The organism is Streptomyces sp. NPDC002851, from assembly GCF_053591935.1.
Genome location: NZ_JBSFUT010000017.1, coordinates 81231 through 99107 on the forward strand (window position 1 = coordinate 81231; position 17877 = coordinate 99107).

Annotated in this window: 11 protein-coding genes; 5 read left to right on the forward strand and 6 right to left on the reverse strand. The window is 70.0% G+C overall.

What is annotated here, in order from left to right; translation table 11 throughout:
* Positions 1–2: 2 nt before the first annotated feature.
* The 4 genes from ACWD10_RS19515 to ACWD10_RS19530 all read right to left on the reverse strand — a co-directional run bounded on the left by ACWD10_RS19515 (position 3) and on the right by ACWD10_RS19530 (position 5565).
* Positions 3–932 carry a branched-chain amino acid ABC transporter permease gene (locus ACWD10_RS19515; RefSeq protein ID WP_451092521.1) on the reverse strand — a complete coding sequence of 310 codons (930 nt, stop codon included), beginning with the start codon at positions 930–932 and terminating at the stop codon, positions 3–5.
* A 101-nt stretch (positions 933–1033) separates the two neighbouring features.
* Positions 1034–2245, reverse strand: a complete 1212-nt coding sequence (locus ACWD10_RS19520) for a branched-chain amino acid ABC transporter substrate-binding protein (protein WP_451092690.1) — start codon at positions 2243–2245, stop codon at positions 1034–1036.
* A 503-nt stretch (positions 2246–2748) separates the two neighbouring features.
* A complete protein-coding gene (locus ACWD10_RS19525) occupies positions 2749–3204 on the reverse strand; it encodes a hotdog fold thioesterase (protein WP_451092523.1) in 456 nt (151 codons plus the stop codon).
* Positions 3205–3282: 78 nt separating this feature from the next.
* Positions 3283–5565, reverse strand: a complete 2283-nt coding sequence (locus tag ACWD10_RS19530) for an FdhF/YdeP family oxidoreductase (RefSeq protein WP_451092525.1) — start codon at positions 5563–5565, stop codon at positions 3283–3285.
* Positions 5566–5826: 261 nt separating this feature from the next.
* Between ACWD10_RS19530 and polA the strand changes: the two genes are divergently transcribed.
* From polA to ACWD10_RS19550, 4 genes are all read left to right on the forward strand, one after another.
* A complete protein-coding gene (gene polA / locus ACWD10_RS19535; RefSeq protein WP_451092694.1) occupies positions 5827–8490 on the forward strand; it encodes a DNA polymerase I in 2664 nt (887 codons plus the stop codon).
* A 242-nt stretch (positions 8491–8732) separates the two neighbouring features.
* On the forward strand, positions 8733–10592 hold the full coding sequence (locus tag ACWD10_RS19540; protein ID WP_451092527.1) for a lytic transglycosylase domain-containing protein: 1860 nt from the start codon (positions 8733–8735) through the stop codon (positions 10590–10592).
* Between the two features lie 242 nt (positions 10593–10834).
* Positions 10835–10969, forward strand: coding sequence for an SPW_0924 family protein (locus ACWD10_RS19545; protein ID WP_451092529.1), 135 nt, complete (start codon positions 10835–10837; stop codon positions 10967–10969).
* 12 nt (positions 10970–10981) lie between these two features.
* Positions 10982–11974, forward strand: coding sequence for a DUF3068 domain-containing protein (locus ACWD10_RS19550; RefSeq protein WP_451092531.1), 993 nt, complete (start codon positions 10982–10984; stop codon positions 11972–11974).
* Positions 11975–12201: 227 nt separating this feature from the next.
* Here ACWD10_RS19550 and hrpB read toward each other — a convergent pair whose 3' ends face one another.
* On the reverse strand, positions 12202–14787 hold the full coding sequence (gene hrpB, locus ACWD10_RS19555; protein WP_451092533.1) for an ATP-dependent helicase HrpB: 2586 nt from the start codon (positions 14785–14787) through the stop codon (positions 12202–12204).
* 89 nt (positions 14788–14876) lie between these two features.
* Complete coding sequence (locus tag ACWD10_RS19560) at positions 14877–15728, reverse strand: class I SAM-dependent methyltransferase (protein ID WP_451092696.1); 852 nt, start codon at positions 15726–15728, stop codon at positions 14877–14879.
* Positions 15729–16213: 485 nt separating this feature from the next.
* Between ACWD10_RS19560 and rpsA the strand changes: the two genes are divergently transcribed.
* Positions 16214–17725 (forward strand): 30S ribosomal protein S1, encoded by a 1512-nt coding sequence (gene rpsA, locus ACWD10_RS19565; protein ID WP_451092535.1) that lies wholly within the window; start codon positions 16214–16216, stop codon positions 17723–17725.
* Positions 17726–17877: the final 152 nt, after the last annotated feature.

Genomic DNA, 17877 nt, shown 5'->3' on the forward strand with positions numbered 1-17877 from the left:
TATCACGCCCGATCCGCGACGCGTTCGCCGAGTAGCCCTTGGGGCCTGAAGAGCAGGACGAGGATGAGCAGGCTGAAGGCCCAGACGTCCTTCCAGGCGCCGCCGCCGAAGAGGTCCATGGCGGGGATTTCGCCGATGTAGCCGGTGGCGAGGGCTTCGGCGACGCCGAGGGTGAGGCCGCCGAGCATGGCGCCGTAGATGTTGCCGATGCCGCCGAGTACGGCTGCGGTGAAGGCTTTGAGGCCGAGGATGAAGCCCATTTTGAAGCCGACTTGGCCGTTGTGGAGGCCGTATCCGACGGCGGCGATGGCGGCGAAGGCGGCGCCGATGGCGAAGGCCATGACGATGATGCGGTCTGTGTTGATGCCCATGAGTTTGGCGGTGTCGGGGTCCTGGGCGGTGGCCTGCATGCCGCGTCCGGCGCGGGTTTTGTTGACGAAGAGGCCGAGGGCGAGCATGCACAGGGGTGCGGCGATGATGAGGAAGAGGTCGCCGCGCTGGATGTGGGCGCCGAGGAACGGGATGGGTTCGCCCGCGAATTGTGGGAAGGAACGGTCCTTCTTGGCGTCGGGGTACCACTTCCAGACGGCTTGTTGGAGGACGATGGAGAGGCCGATGGCGGTGATGAGGGGGGCGAGTCGGGGTGCTCCGCGCAGGGGGCGGTAGGCGAAGCGTTCGGCGGCGGTGCCGACGGCGACCGAGACGATGATGCCGCCGAGGATCATGAGTGGGATGGCGGCCAGGAGGGAGAAGCCTTCTGGTAGCCAGAGGTAGACGGTCAGCGCGCCGAAGCCGCCGACCATGAATATCTCGCCGTGGGCGAAGTTGATGAGCTGGATGATGCCGTAGACCATCGTGTAGCCGATCGCGATGAGTCCGTACATCGCGCCGAGGATGAGTCCATTGGCCAGCTGTTGCGGCAGTTCGTTCACCGCAGGGCCTCCGTCGGGGTGGTTCGGATATGGCACCGCGCGGGGCGCTGGTGGCGGCCCCGCGCGGTCATGTCAGTGCCTGCCGTGAGGGAGGTCCGGGCTCATTCGGGTTTGACGGCCTCGCTGTACTTCGATTCCCACTTCTTTGCGTTGACCTCGTATGCGGTCATCATGGTGTTGGTGGTGTCACCGAACTCGTCGAAGGAGACGGTGCCGGTCACGCCGTCGAACTTGACCTTGCTCATGGCGTCGAGTACGGCTTTGCGGGGTTCGTCGGGGAGTGTTCCGTCGTTGCCTTCGACGGCCATTTTGACGGCCTCGATGATGGACCAGGTGGCGTCGTAGGTGCCGCCGCCGTAGGCCTCGTAGGCGTCCTTGTATCCGGCTTTCTCGTAGTCCTCGATGAACTTCTTGGCGGAGTCGAGTTCTTCGACCGGTTTGCCGACGGAGGTGGCGAGGTCGCCGTTGGCCTTCTTGTTGAGTTTGATGAAGTCGGCGCTGTAGATGCCGTCGCCGCCCATGAGCGGGATTTTCGCGCCGCCGTCCTTGAGTTGCTGGCTCAGTGGGGCGGCTGCGGGGTATTCGCCGCCGTAGTAGAGGGCCTTGGCGCCGGAGTTCTTGACCTTGGCGACCACGGCGTTGAAGTCGCGGTCCTCGGGGTTGATGTGGTCGGTGCCGACGATCTTTCCGCCGAGTTTGGTGAAGGTGTCCTTGAAGGAGGCGGCGAGGCCTGCGCCGTAGGTCTTCTGGTCGTCTATCAGATAGACCTTGTCGATCTTTGCCTTGTTGTAGAGGTAGTTGGCGGCGAAGGCGCCTTGTACCTCGTCGGTGGTGGCGGTGCGGAAGAACGTCTGGAACGGGCGCTTGCGCTCGCCCTTCTTCCAGTCGTCGCCTTGGGTGAGTTCGACGCCGGTGTTGGCGGGGGAGACCTGTACCAGGCCGGCGTCGTTGAAGGGTTTCTGCATCGACTGGGACACGTTGGAGTTGAGCGGTCCGACGACGCCGAGGACTTCCTTCTCGCTGATGAACTGCTGTGCGTTGCGCTGCCCGACGGAGGGTTGTGCCTGGTCGTCGGTGGCTTCGATCTTGAACTCGACGCCCTTCACGTACTCTTGCTTGTTGGCGTTCTTGACGGCGAGGTCGGCGGAATTTCTGATGCCGAGGCCGAGGGCGGAGAGATCTCCGGTCAAAGGAGCGTCGACGCCGATGACGACTGTGGTTTTGTCCCCGTCGCCGCCCTTGCCTTCGTCGCGCGATCCGCAGGCAGTGAGAGAGAGCGCCCCGGTGGTGAGCACCGTGGTGAGAATGATCAAGGAACGGTTTCGCACGATGGGTCCTTTCCCTGGCGCGGCTTCCTGGGCGAGGTGCCGTGTGATCGCCGAGAGCCGTACTGGAGTGGTACAGGGACTGCGATGAGCTGACGTGCAACTTGATCCGGCGCCTGTCGGCGCCCGTGACTGGCCGTGACTCTAAGCGCAGGTGAACGGCGGCGGGAGCGGGGCGGCACAGGATGTGACTGTCTTGTTATGCGGGCCGAAATCCCGACGGCGCAGTGCGGGCAGACCGGGGCTTTTCGGTTTGGCTGGGATCGCCCACATGTTGAGAATTTGCAGTTCCGCAGGTGGTGTTATGGCGATCTTGCTGTTACGGGGAATGAGCGCGGCCTGTGTGCGTGCGGGAGCGCCGACGCGGGAAAAGCGTAAACGGATTGTGTTCGCCGTATGGCAGCCGTGTTACTCACTGTGACGGTGCCTGGGAAAGAAAACTCCCGCCGCCCCCCGGTCTCCGGGCGACGACGGGAGTTCGGCGGCAGGACCTAGTCCGCGTCCCGCAGCAGACAGGTCAGGCGGGCACTGCACACCCGCCGTCCCTCCTCGTCGCTGATCACGATCTCGTACGTGGTCATGGACCGGCCTCGGTGGAGCGGCGTCGCGACGCCCGTGACCAGGCCGGAGCGGGCGCCCCGGTGGTGCGTGCAGTTCAGGTCCACGCCGACGGCGATCTTGTTGACGCCGCCGTGCAGCATGGAGCCGACCGAGCCGAGGGTCTCGGCGAGCACCGCCGAGGCGCCGCCGTGCAGCAGGCCGTAGGGCTGGGTGTTGCCTTCGACGGGCATGGTGCCGACCACCCGGTCCGCGGCCGCCTCCAGGATCTCGATGCCCATCCGGGTGCCGAGGTGTCCGGCGGAGAACAGGGCGGGCAGGTCGACACCGAGCGCGGCGTACTCGTCGATGACTTCCTGCGGGAACTTGACGGTGTGCTTCTCGCCCATGGCCTCGGCTCCAGTTCGTCGTCATGGCGGTGGCCGCCCCGGTCGCGTGTCGCGCCGGGCGGCCACCTGAGCAAACGCTTAGACGAGCGCCGATTGTTCCAGACGTACGACAACGGACTTGCTGGTGGGCGTATTGCTGGTGTCCGCGGTGGCATCGAGGGGCACGAGCACATTGGTCTCCGGGTAGTACGCGGCCGCGCAGCCCCGCGCCGTCGGGTAGTGCACGACACGGAACCCGGGCGCCCGCCGCTCCACGCCGTCCGCCCATTCGCTGACCAGATCCACATAAGAACCGTCGGCCAGGCCGCCGAGCGCGGCCGCGTCGTCCGGGTGCACCAGGACGACCCGGCGGCCGTTCTTGATGCCCCGGTAGCGGTCGTCCAGGCCGTAGATCGTGGTGTTGTACTGGTCGTGCGAGCGCAGCGTCTGGAGGAGCAGTCGGCCCTCGGGCAGTTCGGGGTACTCGACCGGCGCCGCCGTGAAGTTGGCCTTGCCGGTGGCGGTGGGGAAGCGGCGCTCGTCACGCGGGGCGTGCGGCAGCGTGAAGCCTCCGGGGCGCGCCACGCGGGCGTTGAAGTCCTCGAAACCGGGCACCACGCGTGCGATGCGGTCGCGCACGGTGGCGTAGTCCTTCTCGAACTCCTCCCACGGAGTGGCGCTGTTCTCGCCGAGGACGCGGCGGGCCAGGCGGCACACGATCGCCGGCTCGGAGAGCAGCTGCGGGCTCGCGGGCTCCAGGCGGCCGCGGGAGGCGTGCACCATGCCCATGGAGTCCTCGACGGTCACGAACTGCTCGCCACTGCCTTGGAGGTCGCGTTCGGTACGGCCGAGGGTCGGCAGGATCAGGGCGCGGGCGCCGGTGATCGCGTGCGAGCGGTTCAGCTTCGTCGACACGTGCACCGTGAGGCGGGCACGGCGCATCGCCGCTTCCGTCACCTCCGTATCGGGCGAGGCCGCCACGAAGTTGCCGCCCATCGCGAAGAACACCTTCGCTTCGCCGTCGCGCAGCGCCCGGATGGCCCGTACGACATCGAGGCCGTGGTGGCGCGGTGGGTCGAAGCCGAACTCCTTCTGTAGAGCGTCCAGGAAGGCGGGCTCGGGCCGCTCGAAGATGCCCATCGTGCGGTCGCCCTGCACATTGGAGTGGCCGCGCACCGGGCACACACCGGCGCCGGGGCGGCCGATGTTTCCGCGCAACAGAAGGAAGTTCACGACCTCGCGGATGGTCGGCACCGCGTGCTTGTGCTGTGTGAGGCCCATCGCCCAGCACACCACCGTGCGCTTGGAGGCGAGCACCATCGCCAGGGCCTCCTCGATGCGGGTGCGGTCGAGGCCGGTGGCGGCGAGCGTCTCGTCCCAGCCGGCGGCGCGGGCGGCGGCCGCGAACTCGTCGAACCCGTGGGTGTGCGCGGCGATGAACTCCTCGTCCACGGCGCCGTCCGTGTCGAGGAGCAGCTTGTTCAGGAGCCGGAAGAGGGCCTGGTCGCCGCCGAGCCGGATCTGTAGGAACAGGTCGGTGAGGGCGGTGCCCTTGAGCATGCCCTGCGGCGTCTGCGGGTTCTTGAACCGTTCCAGGCCCGCCTCGGGCAGCGGATTGACCGTGATGATCTTCGCGCCGCCCGACTTCGCCTTCTCCAGGGCGGAGAGCATCCGGGGGTGGTTCGTGCCCGGGTTCTGCCCGGCGACGATGATCAGGTCCGCCTTGTAGAGATCTTCCAGAAGCACACTGCCCTTGCCGACGCCGAGGGTCTCGGAGAGCGCCGAGCCGGAGGACTCGTGGCACATGTTGGAGCAGTCCGGCAGGTTGTTGGTGCCGAATTCGCGGGCGAACAGCTGGTACAGGAACGCCGCTTCATTACTGGTGCGGCCCGACGTATAGAAGAGCGCCTCGTCCGGGGAGCCGAGCGCGTCCAGTTCCTCGGCGACGATGTCGAAGGCCCGCTCCCACGTCACCGCCTCGTACCGGTCCGCGCCTTCGGCCAGATACATCGGCTGCGTGATCCGCCCCTGCTGCCCCAGCCAGTACCCGCTGCGCCGGGCCAGGTCGGCCACCGGGTGGGCGGCGAAGAAGTCGGGCGTGACCCGGCGCAGGGTGGCCTCCTCGGCGACCGCCTTCGCGCCGTTCTCACAGAACTCCGCCTTGTGCCGGTGGTCCGGCTCCGGCCAGGCGCACCCCGGGCAGTCGAAGCCGTCCTTCTGATTGACGCGCAGCAGGGTCAGGGCAGTACGGCGCACGCCCATCTGTCCGGTGGCCATGCGCAGCGAATGCCCGATCGCGGGCAGCCCGGCCGCCGCGTGCTGTGGCGCCTCGACCTGCGGTGCGTCCTGGACGGGGTCGCTTGCGGGGGGCTTTCCAGCCATGACCGGTCTCCTTCGAACAGCCACCGTGTGCGTATGTGCCGATCCTCCCACGAGCAGGTGACAGCGGGCCGGGGCGATCGAGACCTCCCGCCCCGGACCGGATTGTCAGTGGGGCGTGGCAGGATCGGGGGCGTGGCAGAGACAGCATCGAAGAAGACCCCCGCCCCGAAGAAGGCGCCCGCGAAGACCGGCAGCGACCTGGCGGCGCAGCCCGCGGGCACGTCCGCGGCGCCCGCCGCCGGGAAGCAGCGCCCGCGCCTGATGCTCATGGACGGGCACTCTTTGGCGTACCGGGCGTTCTTCGCGCTGCCCGCGGAGAACTTCACGACCGCGACGGGCCAGCCGACGAACGCGATCTACGGCTTCGCGTCGATGCTGGCGAACACGCTGCGCGACGAGGAGCCCACCCACTTCGCGGTGGCCTTCGACGTCTCCCGCAAGACCTGGCGCTCGCAGGAGTTCGCGGAGTACAAGGCGAACCGTTCCAAGACCCCGGACGAGTTCAAGGGCCAGGTCGAGCTGATCGGCGAGCTGCTCGACGCCATGCATGTGCCGCGGTTCGCGGTGGACGGCTTCGAGGCGGACGACGTCATCGCCACGCTCGCCACCCAGGCCGAGGCCGAGGGGTACGAGGTCCTCGTCGTCACCGGCGACCGGGACTCGTTCCAGCTGGTCAGCGGCCATGTGACGGTTCTGTACCCGACCAAGGGCGTCTCCGAGCTGACCCGTTTCACGCCGGAGAAGGTCCAGGAGAAGTACGGCCTCACGCCCGCCCAGTACCCGGACTTCGCGGCGCTGCGCGGCGACCCGTCGGACAACCTGCCGGGCATTCCCGGCGTCGGTGAGAAGACCGCCGCGAAGTGGATCAACCAGTTCGGTTCGTTCGCGGAGCTCGTGGAGCGCGCCGAGGAGGTCAAGGGCAAGGCGGGGCAGAACTTCCGGGACCACATCGAGGCGGTCAAGATGAACCGCCGCCTCACCGAGATGGTCCGGGACGTCGAGCTGCCGAAGACGGTCGCCGACCTCACGCGCGAGGCGTACGACCGCAAGGGCGTCGCGATGGTCCTGGACACGCTGGAGATCCGTAACCCGTCGCTGCGCGAGCGCCTCCTCGCCGTCGACCCGGGCGCGGCCGAGGCCGAGCCGACCCCGGCCACCCCGGGTGTCGAGCTGGACGGCACGATCCTGGAGACCGGCGAGCTCGCCGGGTGGCTGAAGGAGCACGGCAAGCAGACCCTCGGTATCGCGACCGTCGGCACCTGGAAGCTCGGCACCGGCGCGGTCGCCGAGGTCGCCCTCGCCACAGAAGAAGGTCCGGCCGCCTGGTTCGACCCGACCCGCCTGGACGAGGCCGACGAGAGGGCTTTCGCCCAGTGGCTGGCCGACGCCGAGCGCCCCAAGGTGGTGCATGACGCGAAGTCCGCCCAGCGCGTCCTCGCCGAGCACGGCTGGACGGTCGAGGGCATCACGATGGACACGGCACTCGGCGCGTACCTGGTGAAGCCGGGCCGCCGCAGCTTCGCCCTGGACGCGCTCTCCCTGGAGTACCTGGGCCGTGAGCTGACCCCGACCGCCGAGGCCGACGGACAGCTCGCCTTCGGTGCCGACGAGGGCGCGGAGGCCGACGCCCTGATGCATCAGGCCCGCACCGTCCTCGACCTGGGCACCGCCCTCACCGCGCGGCTGCCGGAGGTTGGCGCGGCCGAGCTCCTCACCGACATCGAGCTGCCCACCTCGGCGCTGCTCGCCCGCATGGAGCGCTCCGGCATCGCCGCCGACCGGGCCCATCTGGAGTCCATGGAGCAGCAGTTCGCGGGCGCCGTGCAGCAGGCCGTGAAGGAGGCGCACGCGGCCGCGGGCCACGAGTTCAACCTCGGCTCGCCCAAGCAGCTCCAGGAGGTCCTCTTCGGCGAGCTGGGCCTGCCCAAGACGAAGAAGACGAAGACCGGTTACACCACGGACGCCGACGCGTTGGCCTGGCTGGCCACGCAGACGGACAACGAACTGCCGGTCATCATGCTCCGCCACCGCGAACAGGCGAAGCTGCGCGCCACGGTCGAGGGCCTGATCAAGACGATCGCCGAGGACGGCCGGATCCACACGACGTTCAGCCAGACCGTCGCGGCGACGGGCCGCCTCTCGTCCACGGAGCCGAACCTTCAGAACGTTCCGGTCCGCACCGACGAGGGCCGCGCCATCCGCCGCGGCTTCGTCGTCGGCGAGGGCTTCGAGTCCCTGATGACCGCGGACTACAGCCAGATCGAGCTGCGTGTCATGGCTCACCTGTCCGAGGACGAGGGTCTCATCGAGGCGTTCACCTCCGGCGAGGACCTGCACACCACGGCCGCCTCGCAGGTCTTCGGGGTCGCCAAGTCCGCGGTCGACGCCGAGATGCGCCGCAAGATCAAGGCGATGTCGTACGGCCTGGCGTACGGCCTGTCGGCCTTCGGCCTCTCGCAGCAGCTCAACATCGAGGCGGCCGAGGCCCGTTCGCTGATGGACGCCTACTTCGAGCGTTTCGGTGGCGTACGCGACTATCTGCACCGCGCCGTCGAGGAGGCCCGCGCGACGGGGTACACGGCGACCATGCTCGGCCGCCGCCGCTACCTGCCGGACCTGAACAGCGACAACCGCCAACGCCGCGAGGCCGCCGAGCGGATGGCCCTGAACGCACCGATCCAGGGCACCGCCGCAGACATCGTCAAGATCGCGATGCTCAACGTCGACCGCGCCCTCACGGAGGCCGACCTCGACTCCCGGCTGCTGCTCCAGGTCCACGACGAAATCGTCCTGGAGATCGCCCCGGGCGAGCGGAAGCGGGTCGAGGAACTGGTCCGCCGCGAGATGGCGGGTGCGGTGAGCCTGCGCGCGCCGCTTGATGTATCGGTGGGCGTGGGGGCGGACTGGGAGTCGGCGGCGCACTAGTTGTTCAGCCACTCCGGCGTTTGAGGAGCGGGGGTCTGGGGGCAGGGCCCCACGCGGCGTCAGCCGCATATCGACACAGCCGGGAAGGGGCGGGACTGGGGACAAAACCCTCCCACCCCGCCCGCCCTCACTCACCGAACCCCCGCCCCAGAACCCCTGTTTGCGGGACGGAAGTTGCCGTAGGGTCGGCGGAGCCGACGCGCTGGGGTGTGCGCGCGGTCATGATCCGGAGGGGAAGACCCATGTCAGCGCGCTACGGCCGGCGGCTTCGAAAAGGCGTGGTCACCGCGGCACTTGCCGCGGCCACCGTTGCGGCACTGTCCGCATCCCAGGCCCCCGGCATCACCGACACCCCGCAGGGCAGGCAGTCCACCCGCCCGACCCCGACCCCGCCGTCCGGCGACTCCGCGACCGGTGATGACTCGTACTACACGGACCTCCCCCCGCTCAACAGCCCCCACCCGCCCGGCGATGACGACGGCGACAGCCCCCTCGATCCCGATGCGGCCGAGGCCGGAATTCCGGCGACCGTCCTGGACGCGTACAAGAAGGCCGAGGCGGCGCTCCGCGAGACCAAGCCCGGCTGCCATCTGCCGTGGGAACTCCTCGCCGCGATAGGCAAGGTGGAGTCCGGCCAGGCACGCGGCGGCCGCGTCGACAAGAACGGCACCACCTTCTCCCCGATCCTCGGCCCGCAGCTCAACGGCAATGGCTTCGCCCGCATCCTCGACACCGACGGCGGCGCGTACGACGGCGACACCACCCATGATCGCGCCGTCGGCCCCATGCAGTTCATCCCGTCCACCTGGGCCACCTGGGCGCAGGACGGCAACGGTGACGGTGCGAAGGACCCCAACAACATCTACGACGCCGCCCTCGCCGCCGGCCGTTACCTCTGCGCGGGCGACCGCGACCTCGCCACCACGACCGGCCTGCACCAGGCGATCCTCAGCTACAACAACTCGCGGCACTACCTGCGTACGGTCCTGTCGTGGCTGGAGTTCTACCGCGAGGGCACCCACGAGATCCCGGACGGCACCGGCACCCCGCCCCGCAACCGTAGCGACGAGCGCGGCGGCACGGATGCCGCGCAGGCGGGCCGGGACGGCGACGACAAGCCCAGCGGATCGGGCTCGGGCTCGGACCGGGACCCGTCCGACGCCTCCACGTCGGGGTCCGAGTCCGGTACTTCCGGTGGCAGTTCACCCGACGGATCCGACGGATCCGACGCGTCGGACTCTTCGGACCCGTCCAGCCCAACGAGTCCGTCAAATCCGTCAAGTCCGTCGAGTCCACCCGGCACCCCGCCCCCCACTGACCCCAACAAGCCCCCGTCGGGCGGCGGCGACTCCGAGAGCCCGAGCCCCACGCCCACCCCCTCGCCTGCCGAGCGGGTCGACCGCCTCGCCAACGCGAGCGGCGGCGACCTCACCGCCACCGAGGGCACCGCCTTCGCCACCCGCCCTGCGGTCAGCGCACGGGACGGCAACGGCGCGGGTGTCGCCGGGGTCGAGGTCGAGTTCGAGATCGTCGGGGACACGGACAGTCGCTTCGACGGCGGTGCCACCAAGGTCACGGCCACCACCGGAAGCACCGGCAAGGCCGTCGCGCCCGCCCTCCAAGCGGGCGAGCAGACCGGCGAGTTCACGGTCCGCGCCCGCGTCATCGGCCGCAGCCTGCCCGCCCTCGACCTGCCCGCGAAGGTCACCGCGCGCCAGGCCGACACCCTCACCCGCGTCGGCGACGGGGAACTGAACAGCGCCACGGACTCCGAGTTCGCCGACCGGGTCGAGGTCAAGGCCACCTTCAAGGGTGCCGCCGCATCCGGCGTCGCGGTCGACGCCACCATGGTCAAGTCCGCCGACGCCGACGCCGACGCCGACGCCGACGCCGACGCCTCCGGCGACAATGTCAACGACAAGGGTCCCTACTTCGAGGACGCCGACGGCAAGCCGGTCCGCGTCCTCAAGGACCTGAAGACCGGCGCCGACGGCACCCTCACACTCCCGCCGATCCATGCCGACAGCGAAAAGGGGACGTACCTCCTCCGCCTGGACGCGGTAGGCGGCGGCACCCTGACCCTGGAGCTCAAGGTCTCCTGACGGAGCCCCTCGCTCCCGCACCGGCCGCTCCGGCCGCTCCGACCTCCCCGTCCGCAGCCCGTACGCGGCCCCTCCGCAGCCCGTACGCAGCCTCTCCGCAACCCGTCCGGACGCCGTTCGCCCTCGGTGTTCTCATCTCGCCTCCCCATTGCTACGGTGCCCAGCCCTGACGCACTGTCAGTTCCGCGCGGCCGCAGACGCCGTGGCGCGCGCCGGACCGCCGCTATCACGGGAGGCCGAGCATGCGTGCCCTGATCTCCGCCGCCATCGGCCTCGCGGCCGCACTCGCCCTGGTGTTCACGATTACGGCCATCGGGGCGCCGCCGGGCGAGACCTCGCCGAAGCCGCTGCTCACCACCGTCCCCGAGCACCCGTAGGGAGGGCCAGCGATGCGCCGCAGGGCCAGCCTCGTCCTTCTCGCCTTCGCCGTGTTCTTCACGGCCCTGTCCCCGCTGTTCCGCTTCTACGCCTTTCCGCGCCTGGCGAAGATCCCGCCGAGCCAGTACCAGACGATGGTCCTCGAGGCGAAGCCCGCGACCCTCATCGACTACGGCACCATGCAGCCCAAGAAGGTCGAGAAGCTCACCATCGTGCAGACCCTCAAGGGCAACGTGGAGGAGTCGGAGAAGATCGAGAAGACCGCGGGACGCGACGTCGTCGTCTGGGACGCGCTCGCGTACGCCCAGGGGCCCGACGGCAAGATGGTCTCCAAGATCCCCGAGCGCTATATCTTCGACGCGCACTCCCAGGACCCCGTCCACGCCAAGGGCGAGATGGCCGACGGCCACCCCGTCAAGCGCGAGGGCATCGAGTTCAAGTGGCCCTTCCTGACCGAGAAGCGCGACTACAACTACTTCGACATGCGGGTACGCAAGTCGGCGCCCATCCACTACAAGGGCACCCAGAACTTCCGCGGCGTGGAGGTCTACTACTTCGAGCAGACCATCCCCTGGACCAAGGTCGACTACCCGTCCATCCTGCCGGTGAAGGGCATCACCCCGGAGTCCGCCGCCAAGAGCGGCACCGAGATGTGGTACACGACGGTCCGCAAGTTCTGGGTCGAGCCGACCACCGGCGCCCCCGTGTACGGCGAGGAGATCCACAAGGAGGAGATGCGCGGCGGCGCCCTGGTCGGCGACAAGGGCAAGGTCACCGCGTTCTCCGGACACGTGAAGATGCGCGAGGACTACATCCGCTCGACGGTCGACCTGGTCAAATCGATGCGCGTCCTTGTTCAGCTGCTCACCAGCTATCTGCCGTGGGGCTTCCTCGGGCTCGGCGCCGCGCTGCTCACCCTGTCCCTGGTCCTTGAGGCGCGCAGCCGCCGCCCGGGCGAGCCGGAGACCGAGCCCGCTCCGGCCCCGGTCCCGGAGCCGGTCTGATCCGGAGACCGTCCGCAGGTCCGGGGGACAGGGCTCAGCGCTTGATAGCCCACGAACCGTGGCAGCCGCTCGGCGAGCCGTTCCTCGAACGAGGCGAGCGTGTCCGCCGACTCGGACAGCGTCCCGAGGATCGCCGACAGGCCGACGGGCTCCTCTGTTGTCAACAACTCGTTGTCAACGGGTCGTTGACATGTGCGTACCCGGCCGCTCCGGCCGCTCCGCCCGAGTCAGCCGCGCAGCCGCGCGTTGGTGTGCCGGGTCGGCGTGGCGGTGGCAGGCTCCTCCGGCCAGGGATGTTTCGGGTACCGCCCGCGCAGCTCCGCGCGCACCGACCGGTACCCGTCCCGCCAGAACGAGGCCAGATCCGCGGTGACGGCGGCCGGCCGCCCCGCGGGCGAAAGCAGATGCACAAGCACCGGCACCCCGGCGACCCGCGGCGTTTCGGCAAGCCCGAACATCTCCTGGAGCTTGACGGCAAGGACAGGTTGCTCCGGGTTCGCGTAGTCGACCCGGATACGCGAACCGCTCGGCACCGCAAGCCGCTCCGGCGCCAGCTCGTCCAGACGCGCGGCCTCGCCGGACGCCCACGGCAGCAGTCGGCGCAGCGCCTCACCCGCGTCGACCCGGGCCAGATCCGCCCGGCGCCGCGCCGCGGACAGCTCCGGTTCCAACCACTCCGCCACGCGCGCGTGCAGCGCGTTTTCCGATACGTCGGGCCAGGGCGCCCCGAGCCGCTCATGCAGAAACGCCAGCCGCTGCCGCAACTCCCGGGCCTCCCGGGACCAGTTGAGCAGCCCGTCCGTACCTTCCTGCCGCAATCCGGCGAGCAGCGCTTCTCGTACGGCATCGGGGTCCGGGTCCTTGAGGGACCGCTCGGCCAGCTCGATCGCGCCCAGCCGTGTCACCCGCCGAGCGACCACGTCCCCGTCGACCCAGCCGACCTCCGCGCCCTCGGCATACAGAGGCTCCGCCGCCCGCAGCGCCGTAGCCTCGTCCACAACGGCCCCGAGCCGCACGCGCGCGTGCGCCGACCCAACGGGCCGATCAGCCACCGCGACCGCAATCCAGGACGCCTCATGCAGCGGCGACCCCGCACCGAGCTCGGCCGCGGTCCCGGACGCCATGAGATAACTCCCCTGCCCGCGCACCCGCGCCACCCGCTCCGGAAACGCAAGCGAGGCCACGAGCCCAGCCACGCGATCATCGGTCAGCGACCCGGTCCCAGCCTCAGCACCGCCGACCTCCCCGGACCCGGCCCCGGGAGCCCCCACTGCCGAAGCCAACCTCCGTACCTCCGCGTGCCACCGCGCCCCGTACGCGTCGTTACGTCGCCGGGCGGCGCGCCAGGCCGCGGTCAGGTCGTCGCCGTACTCCCGCGGGGGCTCCTCGCTGAGCAGCGCCACCACTTCCGCGGCGCGGCGCGCGCCCACCTCCGCGGCGCCGTCGAGCAGGGCCCGGGCGAGCCGGGGGTGCAGGCCCAACCGGGCCATCCGGGCGCCTCGTTCGGTGACCCGGCCCCGGCCCGGGCCCGTCCCGGGCTCCAGGGCGCCGATCGCCGTCAGGGTCTCGCGGGCCGCTGTCATCGCCCCGGCGGGTGGCGGGTCGAGCAGGGCGAGGCCGGTGGCGTCCGGGTCGCCCCAGCACGCGGCCTGGAGCGCGAAGGCCGTCAGGTCGGCCACGCGGATCTCCGGGGCCGGGAAGCGGGGGAGTCGGCCGTCCGTCGCCTCGTCCCAGCACCGGTACACCGCGCCGGGTGCCTCGCGTCCCGCACGCCCGGCCCGCTGCCGCCCGGCCGCCTGCGAGGCCCGTACCGTCGTCAGGGCGCTCAGGCCCCGCGCGTGGTCGGTGCGTGGCTCACGGGCGAGCCCCGAGTCGACCACCACCCGTACCCCGGGCACCGTCAGGGACGACTCGGCGACCGCGGTGGCAAGCACGACCCGCCGCCGCTCCCCGGGCGCGAGCACCGCGTCCTGCACCGCCGCGGGCGCCCGCCCGTGCACCTGCAGTACGTCAACACCGGGCAGCTCCCCCAACTGTCCGGACACACGGGCGATTTCGCCGACCCCGGGCAGGAAACACAGCACATCACCGTCCCGCTCGGCGAGCGCCCGCCGCACCACGGCCGCCACATGCGTCAGGAGCGCCGGGTCGACCCGCATCCCGTGCGGCGGCCGCACCGGACGCCCGGGCGGCGCCCACACCACGTCCACCGGGTGCGCCACGCCCTCGGCCTCGATCACGGGCGCGTCCCCGAGCAGCCGCGCCCACCCCTCGGCGTCGGTGGTGGCGGAGGCGGCCACCAGGCGCAGCTCCGGCCGGAGCGCGGCCCGTACGTCCAAGAGAAAGGCGGCCACCGTATCCGCGTCGAGATGCCGCTCATGGCACTCGTCGAGCACGACCACGTCGACCCCGGCCAGCTCCGGGTCGCGCTGCAGACGTTGCAGCAGTACGCCGGTCGTGACCACCTCCACGCGCGCGTGCCGCCCGACGACGCGCTCGCCGCGCACCGTGAAGCCCACCCGCCCGCCGACCTTCTCGCCGAGCAACCACGCCATCCGCCGGGCCGCCGCCCGCGCCGCGATCCGCCGCGGCTCGGCGACGAGCACCCGCCGCGCCGGGGCGCCGTCCCCGAGCAGCCCCGCGAGCGCGAGCGGCACAAGCGTCGTCTTGCCGGTGCCGGGCGGCGCGCACAGCACGGCGGTGCCGGAACCGTCGAGGGCGGTGCGCAGGGCGGGTACGGCGGTACGGACGGGCAGCCGGGCGAGGTCGTCAGTACGGATGGCGTCACCGGGGATGGCGTCATTACGGGGCACGCCCCAAGTCTCCCGGACGCCGCGCACACGCCCGCGCCGCGGGGCCGCCGCTGTCAGGTTCTCCCTGGTCGTCCTGCTGGTCGCCCCCGCTAGTCGTCCCGCTCGCAGACGAAGATCGCCGTCCCCGGAATCAAGCTCCCCCGAAGGGGAGACCAGCCGCCCCACTCCTGGGTGTTCCAGGCCGGCCACTCCGGCTCCACCAGGTCGACCAGGCGGAAGCCGCCCGCGACCACGTCACGGACCCGGTCGCCGAGCGTCCGATGGTGCTCTACATAGACAGCGCGGCCCTGCTCGTCCTGCTCTACATAAGGAGTGCGGTCGAAGTACGAGGCCGCCACCGTCAGGCCCTCGGGCCCCGGCTCGTCCGGAAAGGCCCAGCGCATCGGATGCGTGGCCGAGAAGACGAAGCGCCCGCCGGGCCGCAGCACCCGGCGCACCTCCCGCAGCACAAGCACCGGGTCCGCGACGAACGGCAGCGCCCCGTACGCCGAGCAGGCCAGGTCGAAGGCGCCGTCCGCGAACGGCAGCGCCCCCGCGTCCGCCTGCACAAGGGGCACCCGCGGCAGCGACGTCGACGGGTGGTGCTCGTCGATCCGCCGGGCGTGCTGCAGCTGCCGGAACGACAGGTCGAGGGCCACCGGACGCGCGCCCTGCGCGGCCAGCCAGCGCGAGCACTGCGCCGCCCCCGCGCCGATCTCCAGGACCGCCCGGCCCTTCAGGTCCTCGGCCGGACCGAGCAGCTCCGCCTCGACCTCGTCGAGCCCCTCCGGGCCCCAGACGAAGCGGTCGTCGCCGAGGAACGTGCCGTGCTCGCCCTGGTACTCGTCCGCGTTCCGGTCCCACCAGCCACGGTTCGCGCGGCTGCTCTCGGTGACGCCCGCGGTACGCCGGGTGGCCTCCGGCTCGGGCGATTCGTGCTGTGCGGCGTGCTCTTGGATGATGCGCTCCGGCGTCTTAGGCTGCGTACTCGATCGGCCTCGGTCGGTCCCGGTCGGTCTCGGTGGGACTTCGTCTGGACTTCGTTCGGACTCGGACGGAGTACGCGGTCGGATTTCGGTGTGCTCGGTCGGGCTCGGGCGGGCACTGCGGTGCCGGGTTGGACCCCGTTGGCCTCGTGCGACGTTTCTTGTGCCGGGATTGCGGCGATCCGCCCCGGGTGTGCAGCTTCGCGCATTGACCCTGCCCGGCGGCCCCCGTATGCTACAAGTTGCGCTGGCGGCCTGCGCTCCTCAGACAGAGCAGGGTGCGCTCGCATCTGTTGTATGTCCCCTCGGTTGTCGAGGCGATTCCGTTTTTCCCGGAGATTCTCTCCAAAGGAAAGCGACGGAAGACGCGCCTCTTGGCTGTCCGGCTTCTGCAGAGCGAAAAGGGCTCTCGGCGTAGCAGTACCTACGACTTCAATGTCCGTACCGGAGCCCTTTCCCACATGACGAGCAGCACCGAGACCACCGCCACCACCCCGCAGGTTGCGGTCAACGACATCGGTAACGAGGAAGCCTTCCTCGCCGCGATCGACGAGACGATCAAGTACTTCAACGACGGCGACATCGTCGACGGCGTCATCGTGAAGGTCGACCGGGACGAGGTCCTGCTCGACATCGGTTACAAGACCGAAGGTGTTATCCCGAGCCGCGAGCTCTCGATCAAGCACGACGTCGACCCGAACGAGGTCGTCGCCGTCGGCGACGAGATCGAGGCCCTTGTTCTCCAGAAGGAGGACAAGGAAGGCCGCCTGATCCTCTCGAAGAAGCGCGCCCAGTACGAGCGTGCCTGGGGCACCATCGAGAAGATCAAGGAAGAGGACGGCATCGTCACCGGTACCGTCATCGAGGTCGTCAAGGGTGGTCTCATCCTCGACATCGGCCTCCGTGGCTTCCTCCCGGCCTCCCTGGTCGAGATGCGCCGCGTTCGCGACCTCCAGCCCTACGTGGGCAAGGAGCTCGAGGCCAAGATCATCGAGCTGGACAAGAACCGCAACAACGTGGTCCTGTCCCGCCGTGCCTGGCTGGAGCAGACCCAGTCCGAGGTCCGCCAGACCTTCCTCACCACCCTCCAGAAGGGCCAGGTGCGGTCCGGCGTCGTCTCCTCGATCGTCAACTTCGGTGCCTTCGTGGACCTGGGTGGCGTCGACGGTCTGGTCCACGTCTCCGAGCTGTCCTGGAAGCACATCGACCACCCGTCCGAGGTTGTCGAGGTCGGCCAGGAGGTCACCGTCGAGGTTCTCGACGTCGACATGGACCGCGAGCGCGTCTCCCTGTCGCTGAAGGCGACCCAGGAAGACCCGTGGCAGCAGTTCGCCCGCACCCACCAGATCGGCCAGGTCGTGCCCGGCAAGGTCACGAAGCTGGTTCCGTTCGGTGCGTTCGTCCGCGTGGACGAGGGCATCGAGGGTCTGGTCCACATCTCCGAGCTGGCCGAGCGCCACGTGGAGATCCCGGAGCAGGTCGTCCAGGTCAACGACGAGATCTTCGTCAAGGTCATCGACATCGACCTCGAGCGTCGCCGCATCAGCCTCTCGCTGAAGCAGGCCAACGAGGCGTTCGGCGCCGACCCGACGGCCGTCGAGTTCGACCCGACGCTGTACGGCATGGCCGCGTCGTACGACGACCAGGGCAACTACATCTACCCCGAGGGCTTCGACCCGGAGACCAACGACTGGCTGGAGGGCTACGAGGCCCAGCGCGAGGCCTGGGAGACCCAGTACGCCGAGGCCCAGCAGCGCTTCGAGCAGCACCAGGCGCAGGTCATCAAGTCCCGCGAGGCCGACGCCCAGGCCGAGGCCGAGGGCGCTGCCGCCCCGGCGGCTCCGGCCGCCTCGGGTGGTGCCGGCCAGGGTGGCGGTTCGTACTCCTCGGAGAGCGAGGACAACTCCGGTGCTCTCGCTTCGGACGAGGCGCTTGCCGCGCTGCGCGAGAAGCTGGCCGGTGGCCAGAGCTGAAGCGCTCCGCTAGGTAGTAGCTGAACACTTGTGGGCCCGCACCGTTTGGTGCGGGCCCACAGTGCGTTGTTCTGGAGCGCTGCGCCGGGGTGGGAGTTGTGCGTAGCGGTGCCCTGAGCCGGGGGCTGTGCCTACCCGTTCCGCCCTGCGGA

Excerpts from the sequence above, each read along its gene's own strand:
- ACWD10_RS19525 (WP_451092523.1), bottom strand. The coding sequence starts at position 3,204 with ATGGGCGAGAAGCACACCGTCAAGTTCCCGCAGGAAGTCATCGACGAG.
- ACWD10_RS19530 (WP_451092525.1), bottom strand. The coding sequence starts at position 5,565 with ATGGCTGGAAAGCCCCCCGCAAGCGACCCCGTCCAGGACGCACCGCAG.
- polA (WP_451092694.1), top strand. The coding sequence starts at position 5,827 with ATGCTCATGGACGGGCACTCTTTGGCGTACCGGGCGTTCTTCGCGCTG.
- ACWD10_RS19540 (WP_451092527.1), top strand. The coding sequence starts at position 8,733 with ATGTCAGCGCGCTACGGCCGGCGGCTTCGAAAAGGCGTGGTCACCGCG.
- ACWD10_RS19545 (WP_451092529.1), top strand. The coding sequence starts at position 10,835 with ATGCGTGCCCTGATCTCCGCCGCCATCGGCCTCGCGGCCGCACTCGCC.
- ACWD10_RS19550 (WP_451092531.1), top strand. The coding sequence starts at position 10,982 with ATGCGCCGCAGGGCCAGCCTCGTCCTTCTCGCCTTCGCCGTGTTCTTC.
- rpsA (WP_451092535.1), top strand. The coding sequence starts at position 16,214 with ATGACGAGCAGCACCGAGACCACCGCCACCACCCCGCAGGTTGCGGTC.